Origin of the sequence: Mycobacterium riyadhense (assembly GCF_963853645.1) — a bacterium.
GTDB classification, from domain to species: Bacteria; Actinomycetota; Actinomycetes; order Mycobacteriales; family Mycobacteriaceae; genus Mycobacterium; species Mycobacterium riyadhense.
Genome location: NZ_OY970456.1, coordinates 2,016,692 through 2,041,677, shown reverse-complemented (window position 1 = coordinate 2,041,677; position 24,986 = coordinate 2,016,692). Strand labels below are relative to the sequence as shown.

27 protein-coding genes are annotated in these 24,986 nt (G+C 65.4%); 6 read left to right on the top strand and 21 right to left on the bottom strand.

Features of this window, described 5'->3' with window-relative positions; translation table 11 throughout:
- Positions 1-40 precede the first annotated feature (40 nt).
- Positions 41-778: a dienelactone hydrolase family protein gene (locus tag AADZ78_RS09200; protein ID WP_085248601.1), complete on the top strand. Its 738-nt coding sequence runs from the start codon at positions 41-43 to the stop codon at positions 776-778.
- Between the two features lie 68 nt (positions 779-846).
- Here AADZ78_RS09200 and AADZ78_RS09195 read toward each other — a convergent pair whose 3' ends face one another.
- Genes AADZ78_RS09195 through AADZ78_RS09185 form a run of 3 tightly spaced genes read right to left on the bottom strand, consistent with a single transcriptional unit; the run spans position 847 to position 3,889 of the window.
- Positions 847-1,944, bottom strand: coding sequence for an acyl-CoA dehydrogenase family protein (locus tag AADZ78_RS09195; protein WP_085248598.1), 1,098 nt, complete (start codon positions 1,942-1,944; stop codon positions 847-849).
- Positions 1,941-3,125: an acyl-CoA dehydrogenase family protein gene (locus AADZ78_RS09190; RefSeq protein WP_085248596.1), complete on the bottom strand. Its 1,185-nt coding sequence runs from the start codon at positions 3,123-3,125 to the stop codon at positions 1,941-1,943. The genes AADZ78_RS09195 and AADZ78_RS09190 overlap by 4 nt, the downstream gene beginning before the upstream one ends.
- Positions 3,122-3,889 carry an SDR family oxidoreductase gene (locus AADZ78_RS09185; RefSeq protein WP_085248594.1) on the bottom strand — a complete coding sequence of 256 codons (768 nt, stop codon included), beginning with the start codon at positions 3,887-3,889 and terminating at the stop codon, positions 3,122-3,124. Before AADZ78_RS09185 ends, AADZ78_RS09190 begins: the two co-directional genes overlap by 4 nt.
- Before the next feature lie 78 nt (positions 3,890-3,967).
- Here AADZ78_RS09185 and AADZ78_RS09180 point away from each other — a divergent pair, with 78 nt between their 5' ends.
- A complete protein-coding gene (locus AADZ78_RS09180) occupies positions 3,968-4,297 on the top strand; it encodes a PE-PGRS family protein (protein ID WP_085248592.1) in 330 nt (109 codons plus the stop codon).
- Between the two features lie 119 nt (positions 4,298-4,416).
- On the opposite strand, the gene AADZ78_RS09175 is transcribed toward AADZ78_RS09180, so the two are convergent.
- The 6 genes from AADZ78_RS09175 to dapB form a co-directional block, all read right to left on the bottom strand.
- Positions 4,417-5,589 (bottom strand): PPE family protein, encoded by a 1,173-nt coding sequence (locus AADZ78_RS09175; protein ID WP_085248590.1) that lies wholly within the window; start codon positions 5,587-5,589, stop codon positions 4,417-4,419.
- Positions 5,590-5,610: 21 nt separating this feature from the next.
- Positions 5,611-6,423, bottom strand: a complete 813-nt coding sequence (locus AADZ78_RS09170; protein WP_085248588.1) for a PPE family protein, SVP subgroup — start codon at positions 6,421-6,423, stop codon at positions 5,611-5,613.
- Positions 6,424-6,805: 382 nt separating this feature from the next.
- Complete coding sequence (locus tag AADZ78_RS09165; protein WP_085248586.1) at positions 6,806-7,942, bottom strand: PPE family protein; 1,137 nt, start codon at positions 7,940-7,942, stop codon at positions 6,806-6,808.
- Between the two features lie 318 nt (positions 7,943-8,260).
- Complete coding sequence (locus tag AADZ78_RS09155) at positions 8,261-8,719, bottom strand: flavodoxin family protein (protein ID WP_085248584.1); 459 nt, start codon at positions 8,717-8,719, stop codon at positions 8,261-8,263.
- Positions 8,712-9,182: a tetratricopeptide repeat protein gene (locus tag AADZ78_RS09150; RefSeq protein WP_085248582.1), complete on the bottom strand. Its 471-nt coding sequence runs from the start codon at positions 9,180-9,182 to the stop codon at positions 8,712-8,714. Before AADZ78_RS09150 ends, AADZ78_RS09155 begins: the two co-directional genes overlap by 8 nt.
- Positions 9,179-9,916 carry a 4-hydroxy-tetrahydrodipicolinate reductase gene (gene dapB, locus AADZ78_RS09145; protein ID WP_085248581.1) on the bottom strand — a complete coding sequence of 246 codons (738 nt, stop codon included), beginning with the start codon at positions 9,914-9,916 and terminating at the stop codon, positions 9,179-9,181. Before dapB ends, AADZ78_RS09150 begins: the two co-directional genes overlap by 4 nt.
- A gap of 73 nt (positions 9,917-9,989) precedes the next feature.
- On the opposite strand from dapB, the gene AADZ78_RS09140 reads away from it, so the two are divergent.
- A complete protein-coding gene (locus tag AADZ78_RS09140; protein WP_169726202.1) occupies positions 9,990-10,154 on the top strand; it encodes a hypothetical protein in 165 nt (54 codons plus the stop codon).
- 10 nt (positions 10,155-10,164) lie between these two features.
- Complete coding sequence (locus AADZ78_RS09135) at positions 10,165-10,677, top strand: GNAT family N-acetyltransferase (protein ID WP_239656766.1); 513 nt, start codon at positions 10,165-10,167, stop codon at positions 10,675-10,677.
- On the opposite strand, the gene AADZ78_RS09130 is transcribed toward AADZ78_RS09135, so the two are convergent.
- From AADZ78_RS09130 to AADZ78_RS09115, 4 genes are read right to left on the bottom strand one after another with little or no spacing between them, the layout of a single operon-like run.
- Positions 10,664-11,749: a PDR/VanB family oxidoreductase gene (locus tag AADZ78_RS09130; RefSeq protein WP_085248579.1), complete on the bottom strand. Its 1,086-nt coding sequence runs from the start codon at positions 11,747-11,749 to the stop codon at positions 10,664-10,666. The two genes, AADZ78_RS09135 and AADZ78_RS09130, sit on opposite strands and share 14 nt — an antisense overlap.
- Before the next feature lie 3 nt (positions 11,750-11,752).
- Positions 11,753-12,670 carry a metal-dependent hydrolase gene (locus AADZ78_RS09125; protein WP_085248577.1) on the bottom strand — a complete coding sequence of 306 codons (918 nt, stop codon included), beginning with the start codon at positions 12,668-12,670 and terminating at the stop codon, positions 11,753-11,755.
- Between the two features lie 29 nt (positions 12,671-12,699).
- A complete protein-coding gene (locus AADZ78_RS09120; protein ID WP_085248575.1) occupies positions 12,700-13,170 on the bottom strand; it encodes an SRPBCC family protein in 471 nt (156 codons plus the stop codon).
- Between the two features lie 20 nt (positions 13,171-13,190).
- A complete protein-coding gene (locus AADZ78_RS09115) occupies positions 13,191-13,706 on the bottom strand; it encodes an Lrp/AsnC family transcriptional regulator (protein ID WP_085248573.1) in 516 nt (171 codons plus the stop codon).
- Between the two features lie 68 nt (positions 13,707-13,774).
- Between AADZ78_RS09115 and ald the strand changes: the two genes are divergently transcribed.
- On the top strand, positions 13,775-14,890 hold the full coding sequence (ald, locus tag AADZ78_RS09110; protein ID WP_085248881.1) for an alanine dehydrogenase: 1,116 nt from the start codon (positions 13,775-13,777) through the stop codon (positions 14,888-14,890).
- A 29-nt stretch (positions 14,891-14,919) separates the two neighbouring features.
- Here the strand turns inward: ald and AADZ78_RS09105 are convergent, their stop codons facing one another.
- From AADZ78_RS09105 to AADZ78_RS09080, 6 genes are all read right to left on the bottom strand, one after another.
- Positions 14,920-15,954 carry a nitronate monooxygenase gene (locus AADZ78_RS09105; protein WP_085248572.1) on the bottom strand — a complete coding sequence of 345 codons (1,035 nt, stop codon included), beginning with the start codon at positions 15,952-15,954 and terminating at the stop codon, positions 14,920-14,922.
- A 4-nt stretch (positions 15,955-15,958) separates the two neighbouring features.
- Positions 15,959-17,275 carry a M16 family metallopeptidase gene (locus tag AADZ78_RS09100; protein ID WP_085248880.1) on the bottom strand — a complete coding sequence of 439 codons (1,317 nt, stop codon included), beginning with the start codon at positions 17,273-17,275 and terminating at the stop codon, positions 15,959-15,961.
- Complete coding sequence (locus AADZ78_RS09095) at positions 17,253-19,508, bottom strand: polyribonucleotide nucleotidyltransferase (RefSeq protein WP_085248570.1); 2,256 nt, start codon at positions 19,506-19,508, stop codon at positions 17,253-17,255. The genes AADZ78_RS09100 and AADZ78_RS09095 overlap by 23 nt, the downstream gene beginning before the upstream one ends.
- 308 nt (positions 19,509-19,816) lie before the next feature.
- Positions 19,817-20,332, bottom strand: coding sequence for an LppU family putative lipoprotein (gene lppU, locus AADZ78_RS09090; protein ID WP_085248568.1), 516 nt, complete (start codon positions 20,330-20,332; stop codon positions 19,817-19,819).
- A gap of 11 nt (positions 20,333-20,343) precedes the next feature.
- A complete protein-coding gene (gene rpsO, locus AADZ78_RS09085; protein WP_065161293.1) occupies positions 20,344-20,613 on the bottom strand; it encodes a 30S ribosomal protein S15 in 270 nt (89 codons plus the stop codon).
- Positions 20,614-20,726: 113 nt separating this feature from the next.
- A complete protein-coding gene (locus AADZ78_RS09080) occupies positions 20,727-21,695 on the bottom strand; it encodes a bifunctional riboflavin kinase/FAD synthetase (RefSeq protein ID WP_085248566.1) in 969 nt (322 codons plus the stop codon).
- A 60-nt stretch (positions 21,696-21,755) separates the two neighbouring features.
- Here AADZ78_RS09080 and mntR point away from each other — a divergent pair, with 60 nt between their 5' ends.
- On the top strand, positions 21,756-22,448 hold the full coding sequence (gene mntR / locus AADZ78_RS09075; protein ID WP_085248564.1) for a manganese-binding transcriptional regulator MntR: 693 nt from the start codon (positions 21,756-21,758) through the stop codon (positions 22,446-22,448).
- Positions 22,449-22,511: 63 nt separating this feature from the next.
- Here the strand turns inward: mntR and AADZ78_RS09070 are convergent, their stop codons facing one another.
- Positions 22,512-23,777: an acyl-CoA dehydrogenase family protein gene (locus tag AADZ78_RS09070; RefSeq protein WP_085248562.1), complete on the bottom strand. Its 1,266-nt coding sequence runs from the start codon at positions 23,775-23,777 to the stop codon at positions 22,512-22,514.
- Positions 23,777-24,970: a lipid-transfer protein gene (locus AADZ78_RS09065; protein ID WP_139828475.1), complete on the bottom strand. Its 1,194-nt coding sequence runs from the start codon at positions 24,968-24,970 to the stop codon at positions 23,777-23,779. Before AADZ78_RS09065 ends, AADZ78_RS09070 begins: the two co-directional genes overlap by 1 nt.
- Positions 24,971-24,986 lie beyond the last annotated feature (16 nt).

Below are 24,986 nucleotides of genomic sequence, written 5' to 3'. Positions count from 1 at the left end.
GGCCAGCTTAGCGGCGATCGCCAGGAGTAGAACGGATGGCATGCCGACCATCGTCGATACCGTCAACACTCCCGACGGCAGCTGCCCTGTCCACCTTTCCACCCCCGACGGCACGGGCCCGTGGCCCGGCGTGGTGATGTTTCCCGACGCGGGCGGTGTGCGAGACACCTTCGACCAGATGGCGGCCAAGCTTGCCGGGTTCGGCTACGCGGTGCTGCTTCCCGACGTGTATTACCGCGAGGGTGACTGGACACCGTTCGACATGGCAACCGCGTTCGGCGACGCGAAAGAACGCGCGCGGATCATGTTCATGATCGGCACCGTCACGCCGGACCGGATCACCCGCGACGCCGCAGCCTTGTTCGACTACCTGGCCAGCCGGCCCGAGGTCACCGGCGAGCGCTTCGGCGTGTGCGGCTATTGCATGGGTGGACGGATATCGGTCCTGGTGGCCGGCCGCCTTCCGGATCGGGTCGCCGCCGCGGCGTCCTTCCACGGCGGCGGCCTGGTGACCGACAACCCGGACAGCCCGCACCTGCTGGCCGACCGGATCAGCGCCAAGGTGTACATCGGCGGCGCCCATCATGACCAGTCGTTTACCGCCGACCACGCCGAGCAGCTGGACAAGGCCCTGACGGCGGCGGGTGTAGACCACCGCATCGAGTGGTACCCGGCGGCCCATGGGTTCGCGGTCCCTGACAACCCGCCATACGACGAGGCAGCCGCGCAGCGCCATTGGGTCGCGCTGACGGAAACCTTCAGCGCGGGTCTCACCTAACGCCCGCGAGCAGACGCAAAAGCGCCCCATTTCGGCACGAAATGGGGCGCTTTTGCGTCTGCTCGCCGTTAAGAGACCGGCAGGTCGACCAAGTTGGCTAACTGGGTCCGATGCAGGTAGGCGGTACCGAGGGCCAACTGGTCACTCTTGGCCCGCTTGAGGTACAGGTGCGCGGGATACTCCCAGGTCATCCCGATGCCCCCATGCAGTTGTACGCATTCCTCCGCCGCGTGCACGGCCACACCGCTGCAGTAGGCCTGCGCCAGAGCCGCAGCGACCGCCGCGTCCCCATCACTCCGGGCACAGGCGTCGGCGGCATACCGGGCCGCCGCCGTCGCCGAATTTATTTTTATCCACAGGTCCGCGAGCCGGTGCTTGATCGCTTGATATGAACCGATGGCGCGACCGAACTGTTTGCGCTGCTTGGCGTAATCCAGCGTGGTATCGAAACACCACTGCGCCAGTCCGAGTTGCTCGGAGGCCAGCAGCGCCGCACCCGTCTGCAGTGCATCCGCCACTGCGACGTCGGCCGCGCCCACGCGCGTGGAGGAAGCACCCGAGAATCGCACGTCGGCAAGGGGTCTCGTCATATCCAATGCCAACAATGGCGACACCTCGACACCTGCCGCATCGCGCGGAATGGTATGCAGCTCAAGCCCATCCGCGCCGGCAACCGGGACGACCAACACGTCTGCCTCGGTAGCCCCGGCGACGCTGCTGACGAGGCCGGTCAGGCCGACGCCGCCATTGGCTACCCCGGATACCGCATCGCCTGGCGCCGTGGACAGCGGCACCACCAGCGCCGCCGTGACCGAACCAGCAGCCAACTGCGACAGGGTTTCGGTCTCGCCGGCACGCAACAGCGCAACCGTGGCGAGCACGGCGCTGGACAGGAAAGGCACCGGCGCGACGGCTCGACCGATCTCCTCCATGACGACGGCCGCCTCCCGGGCAGTAGCGCCGGCCCCGCCGAGCGCCTCGGGCACCAACAGCCCCGCCACCCCCAGTTCGGCCGCGAGAGTGCGCCAGACGCCTGAAAAGTCTTGCGGCACCGAATCATAGGCCTTAGCAACGGATTCCGGTGGGCACCGGTCCATGAACAACTGCCGAACGCTGTCCCGCAATGCGTCCTCGGTGTCGGAATACAGCAGGTCCCCGACGCTCACCGCGGCAAGTCTTTCCAGGCGACGGTCTTGTCGACGCGGTGTTCGCCGGGCAAACCCAAGATCCGCTCGGAGATGGTGTTGCGAAGGATCTCCGAGGTACCACCCTCGATCGAGTTGCCGCGCGCTCGCAGGTACCGATAGCCCGGCTCGCGGCCTACCAGGTCGACGGTTTCGGGTCGGCGCAGGGTCCAGTCGTCGTAGTGCAAACCGGTTTCGGGGTGCAATTCGATTTCGAAGCCCGAAATCTGTTGCGCGAGACGGGCAAAGGCCACCTTCATACCGGCGCCCTCGGGTCCTGGCTGACCGCTGGCCGCCCGCTGTCGTAACCGCTCACCGCTGAGCCGTAGCACCTCTGCCTCGACCCACAGCCGCATCATCTGGTCGTGCATCGCCGGGTTGCGCAGTGCCGGATCGGTCCGCCAGGCTTCGGTGACCTTGCCGATATGGCCGCCCTCGCGCGGGACGCCGCTACGTGAGCCGATGGCGACGCGCTCGTTGTTGAGCGTGGTGGTCGCAACCCGCCAACCGCCGCCCTCGTCGCCGAGCCGGTTGGCGTCGGGCACTCGGACGTCGGTGAGAAACACCTCGTTGAACTCCGCCTCACCGGTGATCTGGCGCAGCGGCCGGATGTCGATACCCGGTTGCCTCATGTCACACAGGAAGTACGTCAGGCCAGCGTGTTTGGGCACGTCGGGGTTGGTGCGCGCGACGAGGATCGCCATCTGCGCGTGCTGCGCCATCGAGGTCCACACCTTCTGGCCGTTGACAACCCAGTCGTCCCCGTCGCGTACGGCCCGGGTTGCCGCGGCGGCAAGGTCGGATCCGGCACCCGGTTCGCTGAACAACTGGCAGTACAGATGTTCGCCAGTAAACAACGGGCGCAGGAACTTTCGCTTCTGCTCGTCGGTTCCGAACGCCACGATCGTGGGCGCCGCCATGCCGATTCCGATGATGTTTCTGCCGCCGCCTGCCGGGGGCGCGCCCGCCGCAGCCAGCTGGGCATCGACCTGCGCCTGACACCTGGGCGGCAGATCGAGCCCGCCGTTACCCCGCGGAAAATGCACCCAGGCCAGGCCCGCGTCGAACCGCGCGCCCAGGAAGTCCTTCGGGTCGGTGGTGGCCGGGTCGTGCTCTTCGAGCAGCGTCCGCACCGTGGTCTGCAGGTCTGCTTCGGTGCTCATTGGGCCTGGAAGCCCTGCGCGGGGCCGAGCAACAGGCCCCCGTCGATGACCATCGTCTCCCCGGTAATCCAGCTCGCCGCATCGGAAACCAGGAAGGCGACGGCGCCGGCCACATCGGCCGGCTCACCGATCCTTCCGAGCGCAATCGAGCGCGCCAACGGATCCTCGTGGTCCTTCCACAGCGCCTCGGCGAGCCTGGTTCGCACCACGCCTGGGCAGATCGCATTCACCCGGATGCGTGGTGAAAGTTCCAGCGCGAGTTGCTTGGTGACGTGGATCAGGGCCGCCTTGGTGGCGTTGTACATACCCATGGCAGGCGATTGGTGCATGCCGCCGACGGAAGCGGTGTTGACGATCGCACCGCCGTGCTCACCCATCCATGACTTGACGACGAGCGACGTCCACAGCAACGGGGCCCACAGGTTGACGTCGAAGATCTTGGCGAAGCGGGCGTGGTCCTGGTCGATCAGCGGGCCGTATGCCGGGTTGGTACCCGCGTTGTTGATCAGGATGTCCACCCTGCCGAACCGCTCCAGCGTGAGGTCCACGCAGCGCCGGGCGGCCTCCTCGTCGACCGCGTGTGCGCCGACGCCCACGGCCCGTTCCCCGATCTGGGCCGCGGCCGCATCGGCCGCCTCCTGCTTACGGGCGGTAAGCACTACGTTCGCGCCCGCTTCGGCTAGGCGCTGCCCAATCGCCAACCCGATTCCCCTGGAGGCGCCGGTGACAATCGCGGCGCGGCCGGTCAGATCCAGTGAGGTCATGCCGTCCGATCTCTTGTGCCATGTTTGGCACATGTTTAGACGTGGTATGCGAAAAGAATGTTAGCGAAATTAAACCTCATGAAACCACTGGTGGTGGCCGGGGCTATCGCTACAGCGATCGCTGCGGCACCCACGGTCGCAGCTGATGTCATTCCAGCTGGCCCGGGGATCAACACCACGACGATTACTCACTTCTTCCCCGCAAATGAACCCGGCGGCGGCGGCTGCGACGCCAACGGCAACTGCGGCTCCGGAGGCGTCAACAGCGGCCCCAACGGCGGTCCTGGCGGGCAAGGCTGCATCCCCGGGGTCGGCTGCGGCAGCGGAGGCCAGTTCTGGGGCCCGAACGGTGAGCCGGGCGGCCAAGGCTGTATCCCGGGCGTCGGTTGCGGCGGCGGCCACGGCTAGTCTGCAGGACTCTCGGGCTCCCGACAGCCTGGTGATCCAGGCCCGGGACTGCGCGGGGTCGATCACATCGCCGAGCTCGAAGGTGGTGGCGGACCGCAGTGTCGATATGCACACCCGAGTCAGACCACTACCAGTTTGGGCATAACAACCGGTTTGAACCCGTAGCGCGGCCCGGCATACGCGCCGGCGCCCTTGGCCGCCGATGCGATCCCTGGCATCCCCGGCATCCCCGCGATCGCCCCGGCTTCCTCGGGGACCGCCCAGCCACTGCCGTCGGCTACCGAAGCGCCAGCGGTCAGCGCCGGAGCGGCGGTAGACCAACTGGCCGGCACGGACAAACCGCCTACCGAGGCCGCCTCTCCCATACCCGCGGCCAACGGTGTGACGCTGTGCGCCAAACCGGCGGTTCCCGCGGCCGCGGCCGGAACGGCACCGACGGCTGCGGTGGCGGCTTCGGCCGCCGGACCCAGCGCGCCGACGGTGTGGCCAAGGAACACCGAACTGGTGATGCCGGCCATGACAAACCAGGCCGCGGTGTTGACTGCGCCATTGATGGCGTTCTGCACAAACGGGATGCCCAACAGGTCCGTGATGTCCTGGATGATTCCACCCAGCCCCGCCGCGCCCGCAGCGGAGGTAAGGGGGGAGGCGAATCCCATTACCGCATTGGGCAAGTTGGTGATCAGATCTCCCAGGCCCACTTGTGCGACGGTGCTGGACGCGGCGGCTTGGCTGACCGCGGCGGCCTGGCTGGCCAGCCCCGCCGGGTTGGCGATTTGCGACGGCGTGGTCAAGGGGTTCAGCGTCCCGGCGGCCGCCGACGAAGCCGCGTAACCGTACATGGCCAGAGCGTCCTGGGCCCACATTTCGGTGTATTGGGCCTCGGTGGCCATGATCGCCGGTGTGTTTTGACCCAGGACATTCGTCGCCACCAGCGCGGCCAGCTGAGCACGGTTGGCCGCGACCTCCGCCGGAGGCACCGTCATCGCAAACGCTGTCTCAAAGGCGGCCGCCGAGGCCGTTGCCTGCGAGCCCGCATGCTGCGCGCACTCGGCGGTGTAGGTCAGCCAGGCGAGATAAGGCTGGGCCGCCGCCGCCATCGACAGCGAGGCGGGGCCCAGCCACTGCTCGGTGGTCAGCTGCGTGATGACCGACTCCACCGTGGTGGCTGTCGTGCCCAACTCGACGGCGAGGCTATGCCACGCTGCCGCGGCGGCCATCATTGGTGCCGAACCCGCACCCGCGTACATGCGTGCGGAGTTGATCTCAGGGGGTAAAGCGCCGAAATCCATTGTTATCCCATTCCTTGAGAACTACGCGACAGCTGGCTTTGCCATGACGATGGGTTTGACGCCGTAGCGCGGCGCACCGAAGCCGGCACTGCTGCGGGTGGCCGTACCCACCCCCGGCAGCCCAGGTATGGCGGTGACGGGCGCGGCTTGCGGCGCAGTGGCGGTCCAGCCCGCACCCGGCAAGGTTGCGCTTGAAACGAGGCTGGCTGGGCCCGCCCAACTGGGCGGCACCGCGACTGCGCCAATCGAGGATGCCGCCGCGAGCGGCGCCTCACCCAAGGCTGCCGCGGCGGCGGCAGCGGGTTCCAGGCCCGCGGCCGCCAATCCCCCGGCGGCAGCATCGGCGGCGGCGTCGGCGATTTCTGTCTGCTCGGCAGCCGGAAGAAGAGCGCCGCTTGCCAACCCGATCAGATCCGATGCTGCGGAACCCCAGTTGCCTACCCCGATGTTCAGTATGTTGGCGATATCTGACACCCAAGGTGGCACCGGGTTCGGCGCCGCACCGAGAATGCCCGAGATGCCCGACAAGGGCGATGCGGCCGCGGCCGAGTTGGCCGCCTCGGTCTCGGCATACGTTTTCGCGCTGCTTTCGAGGGTGTTCACAAACATCTCGTACATGGCTTGCGCTTCGGCGTTGACCTGCTGATAGAGGGTGCCGTACGCGGTGAACAGTGCCGCCTGCAGCGCCGATATCTCGTCGGCGGCGGCGGGGATGACGCCGGTGGTAATAGGCGGTGCTGCGGCTGCGTTCTGGGCAGCCATTGCTGAGCCAGCTGTGTCCAGCTTGGCCGCCGCAGCGGTTAACTCTTGCGGCTGTGTGGTCAGGAATGACATGTGTAGCTCCTCAGCTTGCTGTGTATTTGCTTCCTGTGTATTTGCTGGCTAGTTTCTGCATATTAGCTGGGCAGAACCTGTGTGTTGAGATTAGGCTATCGATCCCCACCCCCGCGGTCCTAATCAGAAGGCGCAAATGATGAGTTTTTACGGCATGTTTACGCTGGTGCCGACGGTCTTAACGCCGGCATGTTGAGCGTGTCATTTTGAGCTATCCGGCGTAGAGAAATAGGCCACAATTTTTCTGAGCGCAATGGCGGGCCCCATTAGATTTGTTCGCGGAGCTTGCCCTCGAGGAGTTTGCCGCCGGCGTTGCACGGCAGTGGGCTGCTGGTCACCACCGTGACGTGTTGCGAGCGTTGAAGGCTGTCAATGTTCCCGATCAGAAGAGACCGCGCGTGGGCATGACAATCGGCTTGACCCCGTACCGCGGCCCTGCAACGACATCGGAGCCGTCGGCGCTTACGACCATTCCAGGCGCAGGCAGCACCGCTGCGATCGATTCGTCCTCCTCGGGAACTGCCCAACCTGTGCCATCCACGGCCGTGCCGTTAGTCGGTGCCGGTGCTGCGCTCGACCAGCTTGCCGGCACAGACAGGCGACCGACGGCGGACGCATCGCCCATACCGGCCGACAAAGCTGGTCTGGCGATGACCTTCGGTGTAATCGGGTGTGCCGACGCAGCACCCGGAACGGCCTGGCTGATGGTGTTCGCGGCACCGGCAGAGTCAATGAAAACGCTATTGGAAACGCTGTTCATGGAAAAGTCCGCGATGCAGCCCGAGAGGCCGTGCCACGCGAATTCTACCGACCTGGAAAAATCGGCCTCGACGACTGCGTCCAGCCCCGCCGCATCGGTCGCCGCGGCGACCGGGGAGGCGAGGCTCTGGACGGCATTGGGCGCGTTGTTGATCACGTTATTAAGACCGACCTGCTTTGCGGCACCGGATGCGGCCTGGCCAACAGCGGCGGCTTGGTTGGCGATCCCGGTCGGATCGGTGATGTGCGACGGCCTGGTCAGCGGGTTCAGTCTGCCGGCTACCGCGGAGGATGCCGCATAGCCATACATGGCCGAAGCGTCTTGGGCCCACATTTCGCAGTAGCGCGCCTCGGCAGCCGCGATGGCCGTCACGTTTTGCCCAAAAATATTTGTCGCTACCAGTGCCGCCAACCGGGCCCTGTTCGCTGCAACCTCGGCCGGGGGCACCGTCATCGCTAACGCGGTCTCAAACGCGGCCGCAGACGCCATCGCCTGCGCCGCGGCGAGCGCCGAGGATTCAGCGGTGTAGGTCAGCCAGGCCACAAATGGCTGGGCCGCGGCCGCCATCGACAACGACGCCGAGCCCATCCACTGCTCGGTGCTCAGTCGTGTGATGACCGATTCGAACGAGGAGGCAACAGTGCTTAACTCGGTAGCTAAGCCGTTCCACGAGGCCGCGGCCGCCAGCATCGGTGCCGCGCCCGCGCCGGTGTACATCAGCGCGGAGTTGATCTCCGGAGGCAGCGCCCCAAAGTCCACGTCGGCGTTCCGTTTCTAGTCGAGGGCATTGGCCGCCGGTTCCCCGTCTGAGGCGTCCATTATTCCATCAGGGTCGGCGCCAGCAGGGCTTCCAGCTCATGGGCGCAATCGCGCGCCGTGGCGTCGATGGCGCCGACGACCTCGAACACGTGGGCAGCCTACCCAGCGACAACCCTGTCGCCAGCCTGGAAACCATGGCGCCGACCGCATCGTTGTTGCCGTGCACCCACAGACGGTAGGGGCGGCCCGCGGCGTGGTCCAGGACTAGACCGTGTCGACGTGGTGATTCATTTAGTCTTCATAATTTTCACCCAGCGATCACCCCCCCATCAGCTGAGCTGCGACCGTCGCACCGAGGTTCCAGCACGCCTCGACGTCGGCCTTGGTCGGCTTGCCCATGGCCACGACCGTCTCCGCAACCCTCACCCAGCCGAGCCCAGCGGTGATGCCGTCGATGGCGCGCTCGGCTCCCTCGGTGCCCTCGTTGCCGTGGAGGTAGACGCCGAACGGTCGACCACGGGTCGAGTCGAGCAGCTGATAGTAGGCGCAGTCGAACGCGTGCTTCATGGCACCGCTGATGTATCCGAGGTTCGCCGGGGTGCCCAACACATAGCCGTCGACCTCCAGCATCTCGACCGGCGAGACCGTCAGCGCCGCTCGCCGAACGACCTCCACGCCCTCGATCTCGGGGTCGGTCGCCCCGGCCACGACCGCCTCGAACATCTCCTGGCAGTGCGGCGACGGGGTGTGGTGGACAATGAGCAGCGTCTTACTCATTGGCGGGCCTGCAGCGCCCATATAGCTCGAGGGCGGTCTTCATAGCTTCCCGCGCGCGGCGCCGGTCCCCCGCGTAGTCGTATGCTCGCGCCAACCGGTACCAACGACGCCAGTTGGCGGGGTCACCTTCCAACTCGGTGCGCACCGTGTCGAACAGCGAGTCGGCAGCGTCTTGCTGAATTCGCCCCGACGGGCGTCGCGGCAGCGCGCTGGTATCGAGTTCCATCCCGTCTTCGGCGATGAGACGCGCCAGCCTCTGGTGCGCGAATCCGGCGCGCAGAGTCGCGATCATGGCCCACAACCCGATGAAGGGCATGATCAGCAGCGCCAACCCCAGCCCGACGGCGGCGACCCGGCCCGAGCCGATCATCGCGACGGCGAGGCGACCGAGCATCACAAAGTACGCCAGCAGCGCGACGCACATGAAGGCGATTAGCAACTGGATGCGCACGGTCGTCGTCATTGCAAGTTGAGCAATGCCTCGAGACCTACGGTCAGGCCGGGGCGTTCGCGGATGCGGCGGACGGCCAACAGCACACCTGGCACAAAGGAGGTTCGGTCCAGGCTGTCGTGGCGGATGGTCAGCGTCTCCCCCTCGGTCCCGAAGAGCACCTCCTGGTGGGCGACCAGCCCGGCCAGCCGCACGGCGTGCACCGGGATGCCGTCGACGTCGGCGCCGCGGGCCCCAGGCAGGCTGGTGCTGGTGGCATCGGGATTGGGTGGCAATCCTTTTCGCGCGTCAGCGATCAGTCTTGCGGTGCGCGCAGCCGTGCCCGAGGGGGCGTCTGCCTTGTATGGGTGATGTAGCTCGATGACCTCTGCCGAGTCGAAGAACGGAGCGGCCTGCTTGGCGAAATGCATGGACAGCACCGCGCCGATGGCGAAGTTCGGCGCGATCAGCACTGAGGTCTTTGGGTTGCCGGCGAGCCATGATTCCAGCTGGCCTAGACGTTCGGCGGTGAAGCCAGTGGTGCCGACCACGGCATGAATTCCGTTGACTATCAAAAACTCCAGATTGCCCATCACCACGTCCGGGTGGGTGAAGTCGATGACAACTTCAGTGCCTCCATCGGTGAGCAAGCTCAGCGGATCACCGGCATCCACCTCGGCGGACAGGGTCAGATCCGCGGCGGCCTGCACCGCCGCCACCATCGTTGATCCCACTTTGCCTTTGGCCCCCAGCACGCCTACCCGCATGGGGGAAGCCTAGCCCGGTCGCAGATATCCACAGTGGGCCGTTCATCCACAGCACGCGTCTTGCTCGTGGTTGATGTCGGATCCCACCGCAATACAATTCGAATATGAGTTCGATAGCGGCACTGCTGAGCAACGCACCAAGTGGATACCGCCCCCGCACTTGGACCGCGGAGTGCGCACCAACGACTACCACCACCCGGAACGCCTTTTCAACGACGAGGATCGGGCGGGCCCATAGGCTTGCCCATGTGAAGTCCCGCGACATCCGGATCCGTGAAGCCAAACCGATCGATTTCCCAAAGGTCGTCGCGATGCACTACCCGGTTTGGCGGCAGTCCTGGTCCGGAATCCTGGCGGCGCATCTACTCGACATGCTCGCTCAGCCGAATCGGTGGGCCACCGAGTTCTACCCGCAAACGCTGAGCCGCCGCGGCTGGAAGATGTGGATTGCCGAGTGCCGCGGCCACACATTGGGTATGACCATGTACGGACCGGACACCACAAATCCAAGTGACGTGCAAGTCGATGCCCTGTACATCGCAGAGGAAAGCCAACGGCACGGCATCGGAGGCCGATTGCTCAACAAAGCCCTGCACTCGAACCCGTCGGACGACGTGATCCTGTGGTGCGCGGAGAAGAACCACAAGGCGCGCAGCTTCTACGAGAAGAAACACTTCGAGCTCGACGGCAGAACCTACACCTGGAAGCCACTACCCGGTGTGAGCGTGCCCCACGTGGGTTACCGGCTTAAGCGTCGATGACCACCCGGCCGCTCTTCGCCCGCGACACACAGACCAGCATCTCGTCATCGCCCTCCACGGTGCGGCCACGGCGATCGACTTGCCCGGCAAGCACTTTGACCTTGCACGTCCCGCAGAACCCCTGCTGGCACGAGTAGGCGGTCGTTGGATCCCGGTCCAGCATGACGCCAAGCGCCGACCGGTTCGCCGGAATCCTGAGAACGTGCCCCGACCGCGCGAGTTCCAGCTCGAACGGAATGCCGTCGTTTACCGGCGGCGGACTGAACCGCTCGTAGTGCAGTGGCGCGCCGGCGTGTTTGTCGCGGGCCAACCGGACCGCCTCCAGCATGGCCGTCGGCCCGCACACATAAACGGCAGTCGCCGGCCCGGCACCGGCCAGCAGCTCGTCGATGCTGGCGAACCGGCCATGCTCGTCGTCGGCCCATATCGTGACCCGATCGGGCGCTACCGAAATCAGCTCGTCCAGCAACGGCATGTATTCGCGGCTGCGGCCGGCATAGATTGCGCGCCAATCGATTCCGCGCTGCGCAGCCACCTGGATCATCGGCAGCACCGGCGTGATCCCGATGCCGCCAATCACGAACAGCACATCCTGCTCGTCTCCCAGATAGAACGCATTGCGCGGTCCCTCGAACGCGAGAGTGTCCCCTACGTCGTAGGCCTCATGCATCTCTCTCGAGCCGCCGCCGCCGTCGTCAATGCGGCGGATGGCGATGCGGTAGTCGGTGCGCCGGCCCGGCGCACCGCACAGCGAGTACTGCCGGCGCCGGCCCGAGGGCAGCTGCACGTCAATGTGCCCGCCGGGCGTCCAGGAAGGGAGCAGTCCGCCGTCTGGATCGGCCAACCTCAGCGCCACCACGTCCGGCGCCACCAAGTTGCGTTCGATGACCGTGGCGCGGTGCGTCCGCCGCACCGGCGCCACCCGTGACGGCCTCCACCGCGAGGCAGAGGCGAAGCCTCCGAACAACACACGGATACCCCACAATGCGGTGGCGAAGCGGTCCCGCTCGCGGCGGCCATACAGGTCCGCGGGCCTACTCGTCCAAATGCTGTCCGGCACAGCGCAATCCATAGGTCAGTGCGAAGCGCGGGCGGCCGGTGAGACGGCAAGGTAGTCGACGGCCAATCCCAGCCCACCCAGCTGTGACGGGTGAAAGCCCGGCTTGTAGTAGTCGCCGACAACCCGCGCCAATCGCAGCGGCCCGGGGACGAGACCCCGACGTGCTGCGCGGAAGTAATCCCGCCAGCGCGGCTTGGCCCCCGGCGGCAGGTAGGGATCCACTGAGTACATGAACCGCACTCCGCGAATCCACAACAGCAACATCACCGGCGAGACCGCCAACTGAGTGCGTACTTGGCGCCAGTACCCGGCGCGCAGATGTTTCATGGTGTCGAAGGCCACCGCCTTGTGCTCGACTTCTTCTGCTCCATGCCACCGGAGCATGTCCAGCATCACCGGGTCGGCGCCAACCACATCGAGCTGCGGGGAATTAAGGATCCACTCGCCCAACACGGCGGTGTAGTGCTCGATGGCGGCGATGAACGAAACCTGCTCAAGCAACCAGCTGTGTTGCCGTCGCAGGCTCCACCGCGGCCTTTCCCCCAGCAGTTTGTCGAAGAGCCACTTTGCCTGGTCGGTGAACGGCGTCACGTCGATACCCTGGGCATCGAAATGGGCGAGCACTCCCGAGTGCGCCTGGGAATGCATTGCCTCCTGGCCGATGAATCCCTGCACGTCTAGGCGCAGTTGATCATCCTTGATCAACGGCAGCGTCTTCTTGAACACCTCGACAAAGAACTCCTCGCCCGCTGGCAGCAGCAGGTGCAAGACGTTGAGCACGTGGGTGGCCAACGGCTCGTTGGGCACATAGTGAAACGGCAGGTTCGCCCAGTCGAACTCGACATCACGGGCCTCGAGGACAAGACGCTCGTGGTCGGCGGCGCTGGATTCGTTCGAGTGCGGACCAACCGCTCGGTCGTCGACGGTGCTCATCGGGGCCCCCTTGCCTCCTGCGGGAATCGCTATCCGGTTTCGGCGCGTTGCTTGAGGCGCTGCAACGTCAGCCGAATGTGCTCGGCGTTGGCGGCGGCGCGATCGGGGACGCCGGTGGCGAGCTTGGCAACCTTGCGAAGCCAGCCGGGCCGCCGGTCCCACGTGCTTTCGGTGACCCGGCAACCGCCGTCGGCCGCGGTGATGTCGTATTGCCAGCGGGAGATCGGGACGACGGTGTGGCGCACATCGAACGCGAAGACGCGACCCGGCTCGGCGTCGGTGACGGTGCACCTGGTGGTCCAGCGCCGCTTGCCGCTCTCGTTATGGCCAACGAACACGGCCCCCGGAGCAACGGCGTCACCCTTGCGCAACTCCATCGCCACCGCCTCCTCGGCCAGCGTTGCCAGTGTCGGCAGGTCGGTGATCAACCCGTACACGAAATCGGGACTGGCGTCGATCTGCACCGTTGCCGTCACAGACGGCCCAGAAAGCTCGGTCATTGGCTGATCATAGCCAGCACTTAGATGGGTGCGGCCCCGCGCAGATGCTCGAAAATCAGCGATGTCTGAGTGCCTGCGACGTCGGCGTCAGCGTTGAGATTGTCGACCACAAACGAACGCAGGTCCTCGGTGTCGCGGGCCGCCACATGCAGGATGAAATCGTTTGCACCGGCGAGGAAATACACGTCCATCACCTGGCGCCTACGCCGGATCTGCTGAATGAAGCTGCGAATCTTGCCGCGAGCGCTGGACTGCAGATTGACCGCAATCATCGCCTGCAGCCGCAACCCCACCGCGACCGGGTCGATGTCGGTGTAGAACCCGCGAATCACACCGAGGTCGACCAACCGCTTGACCCGGCCATGACACGTTGACGGCGCGATCCCGACCGACTGCGCGAGCGCGTTGTTGGTGATCCGGGCATCGCCGTGCAGCACGCTCAAGATGGTGCGATCCACGTCATCAAGCTCAACCTGCCGAACATCCTTCGGCGAGCCGCTGGAGCGCCCCGTTGCTTCCGTTGAATTATCAGGCATACCCAACTATATCGAAATGATCATCACCTAGTTTGCAAGATTTTCGAATGTTCTTCACACTTGAGGTCATGCACATTGGCGTTCCTACCGAGACCAAAAACAACGAGTTCCGGGTGGCCATCACCCCGGCAGGCGTCGCCGCGTTGACCCATCGCGGCCATGAGGTGGTGATCCAGGCCGGCGCGGGAGAAGGCTCGGCGATCACCGATGCGAAGTTCAAGGCGGCGGGCGCCCAACTGGCCAGTACCGCCCAACAGGTGTGGTCCGAGGCCGACCTGGTGCTCAAGGTCAAGGAACCTATGCCGCCCGAGTACGGCTATTTGCACGCCGGGCAGACGCTATTCACCTACCTGCATCTGGCCGCTTCACGACCCTGCACCGATGCGCTATTGGCTTCCGGCGCAACGTCAATCGCCTACGAGACCGTCCAGACCGACGACGGCGCATTGCCATTGCTGGCCCCGATGAGCGAGGTTGCCGGTCGGCTCTCCGCTCAGGTCGGGGCCTACCACCTAATGCGGACCCACGGTGGGCGCGGTGTCCTCATGGGCGGGGTGCCCGGCGTCAAGCCCGCCGACGTCGTGGTGATCGGCGGCGGCACGGCGGGCTACAACGCTGCCCGGGTCGCCAGCGGCATGGGGTCCTCCGTCCGGGTTCTCGACGTCAACATCAACAAACTTCGGCTACTTGATGCGGAGTTCGGCGGCCGCATCAGCACCCGCTACTCGTCAGCGTACGAGCTCGAAGGTGCCGTCAAACGTGCCGACCTGGTGATCGGAGCCGTCCTGGTGCCCGGCGCCAAAGCTCCCAAGCTGATCCCGAATTCGCTTGTCGCACAAATGAAACCAGGTGCTGTACTGGTGGATATCTCGATCGACCAGGGCGGTTGCTTCGAGGATTCGCGGCCTACCACGCACGATGACCCAACATTCGCCGTGCACGACACCCTCTTCTACTGTGTGGCGAATATGCCCAGCGCAGTGCCCAAGACATCGACCTTTGCGCTGACCAACGCGACGATGCCGTACGTGCTCAAGCTCGCCGATCAAGGCTGGCAAGCGGCCTGCCGGTCCGATCCCGCGTTAGCTAGCGGCCTTTCAACGCATGCAGGCGCGGTGCTGTCCGAACGAGTGGCCGCCGACCTGGGCTTGCCGTTCACCGACCCGGCGTGCGTGCTGGCCTGACAACCACTTTCGACGGGAAACTGCAGGCGCTACAGCGCACGCGGGTCGGGAGTCAGTGACGCGACGATGTCGGCAGCCGGCCCGGGGCGGGCCTCGCGGTAGGCGGTTCCCGCCCAGAGGTTGGTTCCGTGCGGGTCCTCGGCCTGGATCGCCGCCGCCCGTATCGGCTTCGTCATCTGGTTGACCTCGGGATAGCCCAGCGGCGCCACATGGTCGAGCAGGCGAGTGAAGTTGTTGGCTAGACCGCGCGCATACCGGCCGGAGAAGGCACGGGTAACCAGGGTGGAGTCGAATTCGGGATTCTTCAAGGCTTGACGGTGGGGCAAGTTGGTGCCCGCTTCGTCGGCAAGCAGCAGTGCGGTACCAACCTGCGCGGCCACCGCACCCCTGCGCAGCACGGCGGCGACGGCCTCCGCGGTGCCCAGGCCGCCGGCCGCGATCAGCGGAACGTCGTGCGTGCTGCCGATGCGGTCGAGCAGCTGGTGCAGCGACTCCTCGCCGGGCTCCATGTCGGGCGCGAAGGTGCCGCGGTGCCCGCCCGCCGCCGGGCCTTGAACCACCAAGCTGTCGGCGCCGGCCGCAATGGCCACCCCGGCCTCGTAGGCCGATGTCACGGTGATCGACACCAACAGTCCCAGCGCGCTCAACCGGCGAATGACATCCGGCGGTGGTGCCCCGAAGGTGAAGGACACCACCTCCGGGCGCACATCGGCCACCACTTCGAGCTTGCGTTCCCACTCATCGTCGTCACCGTGGGTTGGATGGCCCACCTCGACACGGTAGAACTCGGCGACCTCTTCGAGTTCTTCCGCGTAGTACTCGAGCTGCACCCAATCGGCGACGCTGGGTTGAGGCACAAACAGATTGGCTCCGATGGGGCCCGTGGTCGCGGCGCGCGCGGCGGCGATATCTTTGGCGAACTGCTCCGCAGTTACGTAGCCGCCGGCGACGAAGCCCAGGCCGCCGGCGTTCGACACCGCCGCAGCCAGCGCGGGGGTGCTTGGGCCGCCAGCCATCGGGGCACCGACGATGGGCACCGCGATATCCCAGAAGCCCAGTACCATCGGCTTAACTTACCATCGCTCGAAGTTGTTGCGGCAGTGAACGTTTCGAGCTGTAGGGACCGAGGACAGCGGCACCGTACCGCTTGCTCAGCAGGCGGCTGGCCACCGCGTTGACCTCCTCGACGGTAACCCGCTCAATTTGCCGCAAGGTGTGCTCGATAGTGCGGTGCGCGCCATAGTTCAACTCGCTGCGGCCCAGCCGGCTCATCCGGGAGCTGGAATCCTCTAACCCGAGCACCAGCCCACCCCGTAGCGATCCCTTGGCAATCCGGCATTCCGCCTCGGTTATGCCGTCGCGTGCCACCGATTCCAACACCTCGCTGGTAACCCGCATGACATCAGCGAAACGTTCGGGCAGGCAAGCGGCATAAATCGAGAGTGCCCCGCTGTCAGCGAAGATGTCCAGCGCCGAGTAGACCGAGTAGGCCAGTCCGCGGGACTCGCGGACCTCTTGAAACAAGCGCGAGCTCAGGCCGCCACCCAGCGCGGTATGCAGCACCGACAGCGCCCAGCGATGCTCCCAGCCGCGCCCGGGCGTGCGGACACCCATCGATACATGGGTCTGCTCGGCGTCCCGATTACCTACCGTCAACCCGGGATAGCCGTTCACCCGTCCGGATCCCTTTCGCGGTGCCGCGGGCTTGCGCCCGCGGACCAAACGGGGCCCGAAATGCTCGCGCACCAACGCGACCACCTCGTCGTGGTCGACATTGCCGGCCACCGCCACGACCATCCGCTCCGGTGTGTAGCGCCGCATGTGAAACGAGTGCAATTGGGCTCGTGTCATCGCCGCCACCGATTGCGCGCTGCCGATCACCGGACGGCCCACCGGGTGATCACCAAACAACGCCGTCAAGAACATGTCCGCGAGCGCGTCCTCGGGGTCGTCGTCGCGCATCGCAATCTCTTCAAGGACAACGTCACGTTCCAGCTCGACATCGTCGACGGCGCAGCGACCGTTGAGCACCACGTCGGCAACCAGGTCGACAGCCAGCTCGAGGTCGCTGTCGAGCACATGGGCGTAGTAGCAGGTGTGTTCCTTGGCGGTGAATGCGTTCAGCTCCCCGCCTACGGCGTCCATCGCTTGCGCGATGTCCACGGCAGTGCGGGTTGGCGTGGACTTGAACAGCAAATGTTCGAGGAAATGCGCGGCCCCGGCTACCGTGGCGCCCTCGTCGCGCGATCCCACCCCAACCCAGACACCGACTGACGCCGAGCGCACCGCTGGGAGGTATTCGGTGACTACCCGCAGGCCGCCGGGCAGTGTGGTGCGACGCACTGCCGGAGCAGCCCCTGGGTCAGCTGCTGACCGTCGCGGCATCGGCTGGTGCTGCGGGAGCCGCGTTCTCTTCGTCATCCACGAGGACCAGCGAGATCTTGCCGCGCTTGTCGATGTCGGCGATCTCTACCCGGAGCTTGTCACCAACGTTGACGACGTCCTCGACCTTTGCGATGCGCTTGCCCTTGCCGAGCTTGGAGATATGCACCAGACCGTCGCGCCCGGGCAGCAATGACACGAACGCGCCGAAATCGGTTGTCTTGACTACCGTTCCGAGGAACCGCTCCCCTACCGTAGGCAGCTGCGGGTTGGCGATGGCGTTGATCCTGTCGATCGCGGCCTGCGCTGACGGCCCGTCGGTGGCGCCGACGAACACGGTGCCGTCGTCTTCGATCGAGATTTGCGCGCCGGTCTCTTCGGTGATCGCGTTGATGACCTTGCCCTTGGGTCCAATGACCTCACCGATCTTGTCCACCGGAACCTTGATGGTGGTCACCCGCGGCGCGTACGGGCTGATCTCGTCGGGTGAGTCGATGGCCTCGGCCATGACGTCCAGGATGGTCAGTCGAGCATCTCGGGCTTGTTCGAGAGCACCGGCTAGCACCTTTGAGGGGATCCCGTCGAGCTTGGTGTCCAGTTGCAACGCGGTGACGAAGTCCTTGGTGCCGGCGCACTTGAAGTCCATGTCGCCGAACGCGTCTTCGGCGCCCAGGATGTCGGTCAGGGTCACAAAGCGACGCTCGGTCCCACCGTCAGTTTCGACGTCGTCAGATACCAGGCCCATTGCGATGCCGGCCACCGGCGCCTTGATCGGCACGCCGGCGTTGAGCAGGGCCAACGTGGACGCGCACACCGATCCCATCGATGTCGAGCCGTTGGAGCCCAGGGCCTCCGATACCTGGCGGATCGCGTAGGGGAAGTCCTCGATGCTGGGCAGCACCGGCACCAGAGCCCGCTCGGCCAGCGCCCCGTGGCCGATCTCACGCCGCTTGGGCGAACCGACGCGGCCGGTTTCTCCGGTGGAGAAGGGCGGGAAGTTGTAGTGGTGCATGTACCGCTTCGACGTTTCCGGCCCGAGCGAGTCGATCTGCTGGGCCATCTTCACCATGTCGAGGGTGGTCACGCCGAGGATCTGGGTTTCGCCGCGCTCGAACAGCGCGCTGCCGTGGGCGCGTGGGACTACGGCGACCTCGGCCGACAATGCGCGGATGTCGGTGATGCCGCGGCCGTCGATGCGGAAATGGTCGGTGAGGATGCGCTGCCGAACCAGCTTCTTGGTCAACGAGCGGAACGCGGCGCCGATCTCCTTCTCACGACCCTCGTAGCTGTCGGCGAGCCTCTCGACAACCTGTGTCTTGATCTCGTCGGTGCGCTGTTCGCGTTCGGCCTTGCCGCCGATGGTCAGGGCGGCGCTTAGCTCGTCGGTGGCCACCGAGGCGACCGAGTAGTACACGTCTTCGCCGTAGTCGGGGAACGTCGGGTACTCACCGGCCGGCCTGGCGGCGGCGTCCGCGAGCTCCTGCTGCGCGGTGCAGAGCGCGGCGATGAACGGCTTGGCCGCTTCGAGGCCCTGGGCCACCACGGTTTCCGTCGGTGCCTGGGCACCGCCTTCGACGAGCTCGATGACGTTTTCGGTGGCCTCGGCCTCAACCATCATGATGGCGACGTCTTTTTTGTCGGCATCGCCGACAATCCGGCCCGCCACCACCATGTCGAACACGGCGCGCTCGATTTGCTCGACCGTGGGGAAAGCAACCCAGGTGCCGTCGATGAGCGCGACCCGCACACCCCCGATGGGGCCGGAGAACGGCAGCCCGCCCAGCTGGGTGGACGCCGACGCGGCATTGATCGCCAGCACGTCATAGAGGTCGTTGGGGTCCAGGCTCAGAATCGTCACCACGATCTGGATCTCGTTGCGCAGGCCGTCAACGAACGACGGGCGCAGCGGGCGGTCGATGAGCCGGCAGGTCAGGATCGCGTCCGTGGACGGCCGGCCTTCACGACGGAAGAACGACCCGGGGATGCGGCCGGCGGCGTACATCCGCTCCTCGACATCGACCGTCAGCGGGAAGAAGTCGAAGTGTTCCTTGGGGCTCTTGCTGGCGGTGGTTGCCGACAGCAGCATATTTTCTTCGTCGAGGTAGGCGACCACCGCACCGGCCGCCTGCAACGCCAACCGGCCGGTCTCGAAACGGACGACGCGGGTGCCGAAGCTCCCGTTGTCGATGGTGGCGGTCGATTCGAATACGCCTTCTTCAATTTCAGCTGCAGACATGGGTGTCCGTGCCGCCTCTCTGGGTTATTTGGCTGTTTCGCATCGTCACTCGAAAACCCAGAGCTTCCCTACGAGCGAACCTGAATGCGGCTACGGCCATCGATCGAAGCGGCCGACCTAACCCGGATCCGGGGAGCCCGGCAGCCACTACCGAGGACCGCCCGATACAGGCTGGGCTGCACCCTTGAACGTGCATAGTGACTCGCTGGAACGCCACGCGCGGATCTGCGCGCACCGCACCATTTGCTGGACCGATCCGGCCCAGGACGTCCCCACTCTACACGGGCTACGTCACCGTTTTGCGAGAACTAGCCGGAGACGTTCTCGACGCACACCACGAACCGCCGCTGGGTGTAGGTATAGCCCAGGCCGCTGGCGCACTGGTCGACGGTGACGGGAGGATCGAGGTCGGTCAGGATCTGGGTGGCCCGCTGTCGATGCGGCACCGATCCGTCGTTGCAGTCCACCCGGAACGGGTCGGTGGTGTGGTGCGGGTCGACGCTCATGCAACCGCCGATCACCCAATCGATGTCCAAGCAAACCGTGTTGTTGACACCGCTGACCGCGTTGTGCATCGAATAGGACGAGTCGACGTCGGTCGGGCATTGTGCGCGGTCGCCTGTTCCCTGGAACGCGGCGACGACCTTGAAGTTCGAGGCCCGGCTACCACACGTCGCCTTGGTGGCCTTCGGCCGGTCCGGCGTGCCACCCAGCTTGAGACATTCCCCCACCTTGAAATCGACGACATTGGTGCTGTTGGTCGCCGTCGAGCACCCGGTCAATCCCACGAAGGCCATAACCATGGCCAGCAGTAGGGCGCGCATCGCGCCGATGGTCAGCGACGCAGGCCCAGCCGCTCAATGAGCGAGCGGTACCGCTCCACATCTACCTGCGTGAGGTATTTGACCAACCGCTTGCGGCGCCCAACCAGCAGCAGCAACCCGCGCCGTGAGTGATGGTCGTGCTTGTGCACCTTGAGGTGCTCGGTTAGGTCGGCGATCCGCTTGGTCAGCAGCGCAATCTGCGCCTCCGGGGATCCGGTGTCGGTCTCATGCAGGCCGTAGGAGTTCAGAATCTCCTTTTTCTGCTCGGCAGTCAGCGCCACGAAACATCTCCATCAATTGGTCCGCGATCAGATTTCACGGCACGGCCACCGCGAACCGCAGCACGCGCCGATGTCGTCGGGCAGTCTAGCAGCGCATCGCTTTGTCAGACACATCACGCCAGCAGGGCGCGGGTCCGGTCGATGTCGGTGCCGATCGCTGTGACCAGATCGCGGACCGAGTCGAACTTTCTCTGCCCGCGGATACGCGCCACGAAATCCAGGGCCACATGCTGGCCGTATAGGTCGGCGTTGCTGTCCAGCACGAACGCCTCGACCGTGCGGGTGCGCCCGGAGAAGGTTGGATTGGTGCCGACGGACACCGCGGCCTGGTAGCGCTCACCCGGGACGATAGTGCCGGGCACCGGCGCGTGCCCCAGCACGGTGAACCAGGCCGCATACACGCCGTCGGCAGGAATGGCCGAGTACATCGGCGGCGCCACATTCGCGGTGGGATAACCCAACTCGGCTCCTCGCCCATAACCGCGGATCACAACGCCTTCGACGCGATGCGGGCGGCCCAGTGCTTCGGTGGCGGCCATCACGTCGCCCGCGTCCACGCACGACCGGATGTAGGTGGAAGAGAACGTCACGGTCTCGTTGCTGTGGTGCTCGGACACCAACGACATCCCCTCGACCGCGAACCCGAACCGTTCGCCGGCCTGGCGCAGGGTATCGACGTTGCCCGCCGCCTTCTTGCCGAAGGTGAAGTTCGCACCCACCACGACCTCCACCACGTGCAGGTGCTCCACCAGCAGCTCGTGGATGTAGCGCTCCGGCGTGAGCTTCATGAAATCGGTGGTGAACGGCATCACCAGAAACACGTCGATACCCAGCTCTTCGACCAGCTCGGCACGGCGGGTGAGCGTGGTCAACTGCGCCGGATGACTGCCGGGATAGACCACTTCCATTGGATGCGGGTCGAACGTCATCAGCACGGACGGCACGTCTCGCGCGCGGCTGGCTTTGACCGCGTGGGCGATCAGCTCCGCATGTCCGCGGTGCACGCCATCGAAGACCCCAACCGTGAGCACGCATCTGCCCCAGTCGGTAGGAATCTCGTCCTGACCACGCCACCGCTGCACGTCCGCAAGCCTACGGCGCGGTGCGGCGTGCCGGACCCGCGTTGCCTAAACTTTCTGTTTGTGAGGGCTGACGAAGAGCGGGGCGGTCTTACCCCGGTTGCCCAGGACTACCTCAAGGTCATTTGGACCGCACAGGAATGGTCGCGGGACAAAGTCAGCACCAAGATGCTGGCCGAGAAGATCGGGGTGTCCGCCAGTACCGCCTCGGAGTCCATCCGCAAACTCGCCGAGCAGGGCTTGGTTGACCACGAGAAGTATGGGGCGGTGACGTTGACCGACTCCGGACGGCAAGCGGCGCTGGCGATGGTGCGCCGGCATCGGCTGTTGGAGACCTTCCTGGTCAACGAACTCGGCTACGGCTGGGATGAGGTGCACGACGAGGCCGAGGTGCTCGAGCACGCGGTCTCCGATCGTCTGATCGCCCGGATCGACGCCAAGCTGGGGTTCCCGCAACGTGATCCGCACGGCGACCCGATCCCGGCCTCCGACGGGCAGGTGCCGACACCGCCGGCGCGTCAGCTGTGGGCCTGCACCGACGGCGACACCGGGACCGTGGCCCGCATTTCCGATGCCGACCCGGAAATGCTGCGGTATTTCGACACCGTCGGAATCAACCTGGACTCACGCTTCCGGGTCCTGGCGCGCCGCGAGTTCGCCGGCATGATCTCGGTTGCGATCGAATCCGACAACGGGGCCGCGGAGACCGTCGACTTGGGCAGCCCGGCGGCGCGGGCGATCTGGGTCGTCGCCTAACCCGGTTACGGTGCCGCGAGCGTAACGTGGCTGCGAAATCTCGCCACGTTTTTCGCAGTGGCGTTACGCTCGCGAAGCTGGATCGGCCAACAGCCCCTTAGCGATATGAGTGACCTGTACCTCGTTGCTGCCGGCGTAGATCATCAACGACTTTGCGTCGCGCGCGAGCTGCTCGACCCGGTACTCGGCCATATAGCCATTGCCGCCGAACAATTGAACGGCCTCCATTGCGACGTCGGTAGCGGCCTCCGAGGAGTACAGCTTGATCGCCGAAGCCTCGGCCAACGTCGGTTCCTTGCCGGCCTTGAGCCGCTCGATGGTCTGAAAGACCATGTTCTGCACGTTGATCCGGGCGATTTCCATTTTGGCCAGCTTGAGCTGGATCAGTTGGAACTGCCCGATATTGCGGCCCCACAACGTTCGCGACTTTGCGTAATCCACACATAGCCGGTGACATTCGTTGATGATGCCCAACGCCATCAAGGCCACCCCGAGACGTTCGACGGCGAAATTGCCGCGGGCGCTGTCGCGGCCGTCGCCCTCGGAGTGCCGTTCGTCCTCGCCCAGCAGGCGGTCCGGGGTCAGCCGCACGTTGTCGAAGAACAATTCACCGGTCGGCGACGACATCATGCCCATCTTCTTGAACGGCTTGCCCTGCGTCAAACCCGGCATGCCCGCATCGAGCACGAAGACGAGCACCGGCCGGTTGCGGCGGTCCACCGTTGGGTCTCCGTCATCGAGTTTGGCGTAGACCACCAGCAGGTCGGCGTAGGGCCCATTGGTGATGAAGGTCTTCTGCCCGTTGAGGATATAGTCCGCACCGTCTCGTCTGACATAGGTTTTCATGCCGCCGAACGCATCCGAGCCGGAGTCCGGCTCCGTGATCGCCCACGCCGCAATCTTTTCCAGCGTCACCAGCTGGGGCAGCCAGCGCTCCTTCTGGGCCAGCGTGCCGCGGCTCATGATGGTCGCCGCCCCCAGCCCGAGGCTGACGGCGACCGTGCTCAGCAACCCGATGCTGACTCCGGCGAGTTCGGACACCAGCACCGCGGCCATCGAAGCTTGGGAACCCATGCCGAAACCGCTTGCGTTTTCCAGCTTTTCGACCGATGTCTGCCCGGCTAGCTCGGCACGCTCGCGGTCCAGCATCGTCTTGACCTGTTCGCCGATCAGCACGTCCAGACCGAACTGGCTGAACAGCTTGCGCATGATCGGATATGGCGACAGTGCACCAGTTTCCAATTCGTCCAGATACGGCCGAATTTCTTTGTCGATGAACTGGCGCACGGTGTCGCGCACCATCAGGTCGGTTTCGGACCACTCGATCATCAGCGTTCGGCGCGCTGGTAGGCGGTGACGACGGCGGCCCCACCGAGTCCGATGTTGTGTTGCAGCGCCGCGGTGACGTTGTCGACCTGGCGCTTGTCGGCGGCACCGCGCAGCTGCCAGGTCAGTTCGGAGCATTGCGCCAAACCGGTGGCGCCCAGCGGGTGTCCCTTGGAGATCAGACCACCGGACGGGTTCACCACCCAGCGTCCGCCGTAGGTGGTCTGGTTCTCGTCGATCAGCTTGGGCGCCTCGCCCTCCCCGCACAGGCCCAGCGCCTCGTAAAGCAGCAACTCGTTGGCGGAGAAGCAATCATGCAGCTCGATCACTTGGAAGTCCTCGGGGCCGAGCCCGGACTGTTCGTAAACTCGTTGGGCGGCTTGCACATTCATGTCGTATCCGATGATGTTGCGGGCACTGCCGTCGAACGTGGAGGCGAAGTCGGTGGTCATCGCCTGCCCGACGATCTCCACCGCCTGCCCGGCCAGGTTGTGGTTGGCTACGTAGTCCTCACTGGCGAGCACCACCGCGGCCGAGCCGTCGGAGGTGGGCGAGCACTGCAGTTTGGTGAGGGGGTCGGAGATCATCTTCGCGGCCAGGATGTCGTCGAGGGTGTACTCGTCCTGGAACTGCGCGTACGGGTTGTTGACCGAGTGTTTGTGGTTCTTGAGCCCGATCTTCGCGAAATGCTCCGCGGTGGTGCCGTATTTCTTCATGTGCTCGCGACCGGCCGCCCCGAACATCCACGGCGCCACCGGAAAGGCAAATTCGTCGATCTCGGCCAACGCCTTGACGTGCTTGCCCATCGGAGACTCCCGGTCGGTGGCGCCACCCTGCAGGGCCCCAGGCTGCATCTTCTCGAAGCCCAGCGCCAGCACGCAATCGGCCAGTCCGCCGCGAATGGCCTGCGCACCCAGGAACAGCGCCGTGGAGCCTGTGGAGCAGTTGTTGTTGACGTTGACGATCGGGATGCCCGTCATGCCGAGTTCGTAAAGGGCCCGCTGCCCGGACGTGGAATCGCCCGCGACGTAGCCGACGTAACCCTGTTCGATCTCGGTGTAGTCGATCCCGGCGTCCGTGAGCGCTTTGCTGCCGGACTCCTTGGCCATCTGCGGGTAGTCCCAGCCTTCGCGGCGGCCCGGCTTCTCGAACTTCGTCATCCCAACGCCGACGACATAGACCTTATTAGGCATCATTGCCCCTTTCGAATGC